Source organism: Mesorhizobium sp. M5C.F.Ca.IN.020.29.1.1, assembly GCF_003997375.1.
Classification (GTDB): Bacteria; Pseudomonadota; Alphaproteobacteria; order Rhizobiales; family Rhizobiaceae; genus Mesorhizobium; species Mesorhizobium wenxiniae.
This window is the reverse complement of sequence record NZ_RZSW01000342.1, coordinates 1-6,747: the sequence shown is the minus strand read 5'-3', so window position 1 is coordinate 6,747 and position 6,747 is coordinate 1. Positions and strand designations below refer to the sequence as shown.

Here is a 6,747-nt window from a genome sequence, read left to right as displayed (position 1 = left end):
GATCAGACCACCCCCGACCTCCGGTTTGCCAGGATCATATCGGCAACCTCGACGAAGCCGCGTCCACCCCGCGACCTGGCGACGAAAGCGGGTTCGGCATCGATTTGTCCCTGGAAGTCCATGACATTCGCGACCCCGAACGAGCTCGGAAAAAAACCGAACATCGGAGCGTCGTTCGGACTGTCTCCGACGAACGCGTAGGCCTGCCTTTCGGCATCGAGATCGGTTCCCAGCCTCTCGCTCGCAAAGCGGCGCGTCATCGACAGCTTGTCGTATCGGCCAAACCAGCCATTCACATGGATCGACGAAATCTTGGCGACAGCGCCGGCTTCCTCGAAAATCTGCTTGATATGCATGGCGTCGGAGATCGGCAGAGCTGGAACATCTTCGCAAAAGTCGATGGCCAGATCGGCTTCGCGATATTGCTGGTCGGCGGATACGGCCGAACCCTGCACTTCCTGGACAATACGCTTTTCCAGGTCCGTGAGCCTGCGCCTGTTTTCCCGGCGTTCCTCAGCGCTCGCGGCGAAAACCCGGATCATCTTTCGCGTTGCCTGATCATAAGCGAAGTAAAAAGCGCCATTTTCGCCGACCACGCCGGTCACCGGCCAGAACCGGGCAATCATGTCGCACCAGCCTGCCGGTCTCCCGGTAATGGGAGCAACGACAAGGCCCGCCTCGTGCAGACGTTCGAGCGCACGGTAGGCGTCGGCTGGGAGACGACCCTCGGTCGTCAAAGTGTCGTCGATATCGCAGAAGACGCCGCGAATGCGCGCCGCAGTTTCGGGTCCGAATTCGGCGAGGTCGCGCATCCCGTCAGGCTTCCCCACGCGCAAAATCCTCCAGCATTCCTGCATCCGCAGCAATGTCGAGGAACGAGAAGCGATTGCGCATCTCCCGGCAATGAACGACGGCTTCGCGGTAGAAATCGGGTGGCGTGTCCAATTCGGCGGCTGAGATCGGCCCGCCGGTGGATTTCAGCAGGCGCTGCATCTCGTCGACAGGCACCATGAATTGCTTGAGCTCCTGCCTGAGTGTCGGCCAGAGCTCCTGCAGCCGCTCGTTGAATGCGGCGGCGGCATTATCGTCGAAGGCCTTCTTCTTCAGTTCGTCGAGACATTGTGCGGCGACAGCCGGGCTCATGCGGCGGACCATGTCGTCAGGATCGATCTTCGTCGCCTTCACCACCGGAGGCTTGTCGCTAGCAAGCATTGCTTGCTGCAATCGCGCCATGGTGAGCGAAGCGACGCCGACCTGGGTGCCGTGGAGCGTACCGGGGTGACGCTCGCCGGCGAAGCAGTCTATGTAGTGCGATATCTGATGCTCGCCCATGGAACCGTGATTGGAGACGCCGGTGAAGGAAATTCCGAGGCCGCAGAGCGTCAGCACGCGATAGAGATAGCCATTGGCCTCGATGTCGTGTTCGGCAAGCTTTGCCGCACGCTCGTTGAGCGCCGCCTCATCCTTTTCCTGGATGAGAAACGGGACCTGATGGTAGGCAGTGCCAAGCAGACGGTGCGACATCCACCAGTCGATCTGGGCGACCGAGCGGCAAAGGCAGTCACCGAACCCCGCCGCTGACAGATAGGTCGGGGCGGCAGCGGAGACGCCAAGGTCGACGAAAAAGCCTGATGGCGCGTGGGAAGGGAGCGATACCTTCAGGCCGCTTTCAAGTGTGATGGACGCGGTCGTCGATGTGTAGCCGTTCATCGAACCGGCCGTCCCGAACACGCAATAGCGCCGTTCGTTCCTTCCGGTGACGAACTTGCAGAGATCGTTGATCGTGCCGGAACCGACCGCGACCACGGCATCCGCATCCGCGAGTTTGACGGCCAGGCTTTCGACGTTGGCCATGTCGGCATGCGGGTGGTCCAATATCAGGACATCGACAGGGCCGAGCGTCTTCAGTTCGCGCGCAACGCGTTCGCCAAGCGCATCATAGGTCGCGGCATCCGCGACGACGGTGAACCGTTCACCCAGACCGAGCTCCGAAACGAGATCGGCCGCCCGCCCGTCGAGGCTTTCTTCGATGACGATCCGATCATAAGGCACCACGGCCTTTTTCCCGGTCTCCGGGCTGGTCCAGTTCCCGTCCAAAATGTCGTCGATTAAAGTCGTCCAGGATCCGGCTGCCGGATTCGTCATGGCGTCCTCTTGTGGGGGCAACTCTCTAGTCCAGGCACAGGCGCTGCGCCATCGAACAATAGTCACCTATCACTGTCTTTTGTCAAGTATCTGCCCGCAACGCTTGACTTCGTTCTGCAAACCTGCGGAAAAAGAGACATGAATGCCAACGCCGACATCGACGTGGTCCGAACATCTGGGCTCTCGGCACTGCCGCCCGAATTCGACAGCGCGGTGGCGTGGGCTGCCTGGCTCTACTATGTCGACCAGCTCAACCAGAGCGATGTGGCCAAGGTCATGAATGTCTCCAGGGCGAGCGTGGTAAACTATCTGCAGGAGGCACGCGAAAGCGGACTTGTCGCCGTGCAGGTCGATCACGACGCTTTTGCCCGCACGTTGACCTCGCGGCGCCTCATGGAAAAATACGGCCTTCGCGGCGCGGCGGTTATCCCCGACCTCGATCCAAACGATGCCGACCGCCGCATCGGCGAAGCGGCAGGACGGTTGCTCGCATCCATGGTTGATCCGGGTGACACGATCGGCGTCGCCTGGGGAAAAACGGTGCTCGCTGCCGCCCGCTCGATTCCACGATTACGGCATGATCGGAACCTCACCGTCGTCCAGCTCTCGGGAAGCTCGATCGGCACCAGCGATTTCTCGCCGGAATTCTGCACCTCGCTGATGGCCAATCGGCTCGGAGCCCGCTGCATCAACCTGCTTGCCCCGGCGATCGTCTCCACCGACGAACTGCACGACGAACTCATGCAGGAGCCGATGCTCGTCAACCAGTTCCGTATGATCCGTGCCGCCGGCAAGGTCATCTTCGGGATCGGCGATATAGGGCCGGAGAGCACCTATGCCCGAGCCGGGATATCGGATGCCGACGCACTTGCAGGTATGATCGAGCAGGGAGCGCTCGGGGTCATCATCGGGCGGTTCATCGACGCTCGAGGCGCCCCTTTCGCAACTCCGCTCGACGGACGCACCGTCGGCATCACGCTCGATGAACTGAAAGCGGTGCCCATCCGTATCTGCGCCGCCGGCGGCGCCCGCAAGATGGGGGCGATCAGGGCTGGGCTCGGCGGCGGATATGCGACACATTTTGTCACCGACATGGCCACCGCGAACATTCTCTTGGAATAACCGGCACTCGACTAACCAGCACTCGGTGGAACTCATCGTCTCGGGAGGACAATCATGGGCAGCAGCGACGGACCCCTTGTCGTCGGCCTCGACAGTTCCACGCAATCCTGCAAGGCGATTGCCTGGAGCCGGGACGGACGAGCCGTGGCGGAAGGCCGCGCGCCGCTCGATCTGATGAAGCCGAGGCCGGACTATGTCGAGCAGGAGGTCACCGACTGGTGGCGGGCCGCAACAATGGCGCTGCGACAGCTTGTCGGCGCGGTCGATGCGAAACGCATCGCCGGTATCGCGATCTCCAACCAGCGCGAGACCGTTGCCCTCATCGACGGGGCCGGCGAGCCGATCGGACCCGCGAGCCTTTGGCTCGACGAACGCGCCGCCGGGCTGGTCGACCGTTTCGCGGCGGAAATCGGCCGTGAGCGGCTGCACGCGATCACCGGCAAGCCGATCGATGTGACGCCGGTGGTCTACCGCCTGAAGTGGCTGCGCGAGAACGAACCGAAACGGTTGGACCATGCGAAGAAAATCCTCGACGTGCATGGCTACCTGACGCTGAAACTGACGGGAACGCCGAGTGCGAGCTGGACGAGCGCCGATCCGTTCGGTCTCTTCGACATCTCGCGCAAGGCATGGTCGCAGCCGCTCCTCGATCATCTCGGCATCAAGCCGTCGCAACTTCCCAACGCGGTGCGGTCCGGCACGCGGGTCGGGACCGTCCATGCCGCGGCCGCCGCCGCAACAGGGCTAGCCGAAGGAACACCGGTGATTGCCGCCGGCGGCGATGGGCAATGCGCCGGGCTCGGCGTCAATGCCATGCGCGACGGCGTCGTCTATCTCAATCTCGGAACTGCGATCATCGCGGGAATCTGGTCGCGCGAACCGGTGGTCGGCGCCTTCTGGCGCACCATGACCTCGCCGACAGGCGATGGCTATTTCCTCGAGGCGGTGCAGCGGGCGGGTGTCTATTTCGTCAACTGGTTCGTAGACATGTTTGCCGGCGGACGCTCCGATCCGGCGATCTTCGACCGCCTGGAAAGGGAAGCGGCGGCCGTCCCGATCGGCTCGGACGGACTTCTCGCCGGCACCACCCTGGTCGGTTGCATGGACCCGCATTGGGATCCGAGCGCACGCGCGAGCTTCATCGGCATGCACCCCTCGCACACGCTCGGTCATTTTTATCGTGCGGGGCTAGAGGCGATGACGCTGCAAACCGCCAGGGCTCTCGAAGAGATGCGCAGCCATGGTCTTTCGCCGGCGCAAATGGTGGCGATCGGCGGCGGCGCCAACAGCAAACTTTGGACAAAAATGATCGCGGACGCGACCGGGATCTCGATCCATAAGGGTCACAACGCTGAAGCCTCCTCCCTCGGCGCAGCCATTAGCGCAGCGGTCGGCATCGGATGGTTCGAGAGTTTTGCTGAGGCCGCGGACGCCATGACGAGCATCGCCGAGACAATCGAGCCGGACCCACGCAGACGCGAAGCATGGGACGCGCTGTCGGCCAGGCAGGCCAAGGTCTTCCCCACGACCCAATTCGCCTGGCGGAATTGAGACCGGCGCGGCAAGCAGGCTCTCGAACTGGAGCGCGAAAAGCGTCCCGTCCCGCTACTTCAACCCGCCCACCGCCTGCTGGTAAACATCAGGCTTGAAGCCGACGAGGATGCGATCGCCAAGTTCGAGGACCGGCCGCTTGATCATCGTCGGGTTGGCCAACATCAGCGCCTTGGCCTTCTTCTCGTCGAGGCTCAGCTTGTCCTTGTCCGACAGTTCGCGAAACGTCGTGCTCGCCTTGTTAAGCAGGATTTCCCAGCCGACTTTGCGGGACCAGCCGTTCAGCCGGTCCGCGTCCAGTCCTTCGACCCTGTAGTCATGAAAGCGGTAGGCGACATCGTGGCTTTCCAGCCAGACACGCGCCTTCTTGATCGTATCGCAATTGGTGATGCCGTACATCGTGATGGTCAAAATTTTGGCCCCTCGGACTGATCGTTCGTCGAATCTGGCGGCACCCTAAACCACCCTTCAGACTTTGTCAGAGACCCCGCAGGCATCCTCAGAACTTTTGGGCTTGCCTAAACTAAGGAATTTTCCTAAGTGTTTTCCGAACCATCTTTGGCCATGCGCAGTGGCGCGAGGAAGACATGACCGTCGCAACAAGCCCACAGACCTCGAGTCCTAGCGTGCCGCCGATCGACGGCATTTTCCGAGCGCTGGCCGATCCGACGCGGCGGCGCGTGGTCGAGCGGCTGAACCGAAGCCCGGCATCGGTCAGTGAGCTCGCCCAGCCGTTCGAGATGGCTCTGCCCTCCTTCATCGAACATCTCAGGGTTCTGGAAGGCTGCGGGCTGGTGCGTTCCGAAAAGGCCGGCCGCGTCAGGACCTACCGGCTCGCGCCGGAGCCGCTGAAGGTCGCGGAAAATTGGCTGGCCGAGCAGCGCGCACTGTGGGAACGCCGCCTCGACCAGTTCGATGCCTACGTGATGACACTCAAGGAGGAAGACAAATGAGTTCGACCCCGCTTTTCAAACCCGACCCGAAACTCGATCTCGTCCTCGAACGCGTCATCGAAGCGCCGCGCGAGCTTTTGTGGACAGCCTGGACGACGCCCGAGCATGTTCGGCAGTGGTTCACACCGAAGCCGTGGATCGTCACCGATTGCGAGATCGACTTCAGGCCCGGCGGCCTGTTCCGGACCCGCATGCAGTCGCCTGATGGCAAGGAGGTCAACGACCGGCATTGCTGCTACCTCGACATCGTGCCTAACGAGCGGCTGGTGTGGACCGATGCGTTGCTGCCCGGCTACCGGCCGTCAGGGGACCCGTTCATCACAGCGGTCATATCATTGCACCCGGAAGGCAAGGTGACACGCTACATCGCGACCGCCATCCACCGCGATGAAGCCACACGCAAGAACCATGAGGAGATGGGCTTTTTCGATGGCTGGGGCACCGTGGCCGACCAGCTTGCGGACTACGTTAAGACGCTCTGAAGCGGCGTTGTTTCGCGCTCACATGGCTGCCACGGAATCGTCATAGCCGTTCAGCTGCCAGCGTCCGACGCCTGCAGATGGGTTTTATCGACGTGAACCCGCCTGCCCTGGCTTACGTCAGATAGCAGCCGCGCTCGATGGCGAGGCGGCGCACCAGCGCCAGCACGTTGTCGATGGCGGGCGTTGGCTGGCCAGTCAACCGGCCGAGTTCCTGAACCGCCGTCACCAGCGCATCGATCTCCATTGGTCGGCCGCGCTCCAGATCCTGCAGCATCGAGGTCTTGTGCTCGCCGACATCGCCGGCCCCCTTGATACGGCGGTCGACATTTATCGGGAAACGCACGCCGAGACTTTCGCCGATCGCCTGCGCCTCCAGCATCATAGTGCGGGCAAGCGTGCGGGTTGCCTCGTCGGCAGCGATTGCCGCAAGCGTGCTGCCGGTCAGCGCGGAAATGGGGTTGAAGGAGAGATTGCCCCAGAGCTTCACCCAGATC

At 62.3% G+C, this 6,747-nt stretch carries 8 protein-coding genes; 4 read left to right on the top strand and 4 right to left on the bottom strand.

The window, feature by feature from the left end; translation table 11 throughout:
- Positions 1–2: 2 nt before the first annotated feature.
- Both EOA85_RS23450 and EOA85_RS23445 read right to left on the bottom strand, forming a co-directional pair.
- Positions 3–812 (bottom strand): HAD-IIB family hydrolase, encoded by an 810-nt coding sequence (locus EOA85_RS23450; protein ID WP_127211351.1) that lies wholly within the window; start codon positions 810–812, stop codon positions 3–5.
- A gap of 4 nt (positions 813–816) precedes the next feature.
- Positions 817–2,145: a sn-glycerol-1-phosphate dehydrogenase gene (locus EOA85_RS23445; protein ID WP_127211350.1), complete on the bottom strand. Its 1,329-nt coding sequence runs from the start codon at positions 2,143–2,145 to the stop codon at positions 817–819.
- A 138-nt stretch (positions 2,146–2,283) separates the two neighbouring features.
- On the opposite strand from EOA85_RS23445, the gene EOA85_RS23440 reads away from it, so the two are divergent.
- Complete coding sequence (locus EOA85_RS23440) at positions 2,284–3,267, top strand: sugar-binding transcriptional regulator (protein ID WP_065010108.1); 984 nt, start codon at positions 2,284–2,286, stop codon at positions 3,265–3,267.
- Between the two features lie 54 nt (positions 3,268–3,321).
- Positions 3,322–4,818, top strand: a complete 1,497-nt coding sequence (locus EOA85_RS23435; protein WP_127211349.1) for an FGGY-family carbohydrate kinase — start codon at positions 3,322–3,324, stop codon at positions 4,816–4,818.
- A 54-nt stretch (positions 4,819–4,872) separates the two neighbouring features.
- On the opposite strand, the gene EOA85_RS23430 is transcribed toward EOA85_RS23435, so the two are convergent.
- Positions 4,873–5,229 carry an ArsC family reductase gene (locus EOA85_RS23430; RefSeq protein WP_029355455.1) on the bottom strand — a complete coding sequence of 119 codons (357 nt, stop codon included), beginning with the start codon at positions 5,227–5,229 and terminating at the stop codon, positions 4,873–4,875.
- A 176-nt stretch (positions 5,230–5,405) separates the two neighbouring features.
- Between EOA85_RS23430 and EOA85_RS23425 the strand changes: the two genes are divergently transcribed.
- Positions 5,406–5,771: a metalloregulator ArsR/SmtB family transcription factor gene (locus tag EOA85_RS23425; protein WP_127211348.1), complete on the top strand. Its 366-nt coding sequence runs from the start codon at positions 5,406–5,408 to the stop codon at positions 5,769–5,771.
- Positions 5,768–6,253 (top strand): SRPBCC family protein, encoded by a 486-nt coding sequence (locus EOA85_RS23420; RefSeq protein WP_127211347.1) that lies wholly within the window; start codon positions 5,768–5,770, stop codon positions 6,251–6,253. Before EOA85_RS23425 ends, EOA85_RS23420 begins: the two co-directional genes overlap by 4 nt.
- A gap of 112 nt (positions 6,254–6,365) precedes the next feature.
- Here the strand turns inward: EOA85_RS23420 and EOA85_RS23415 are convergent.
- Positions 6,366–6,747: ketopantoate reductase C-terminal domain-containing protein (locus EOA85_RS23415; RefSeq protein WP_281033776.1), on the bottom strand; the 382-nt coding region annotated here is incomplete at its 5' end.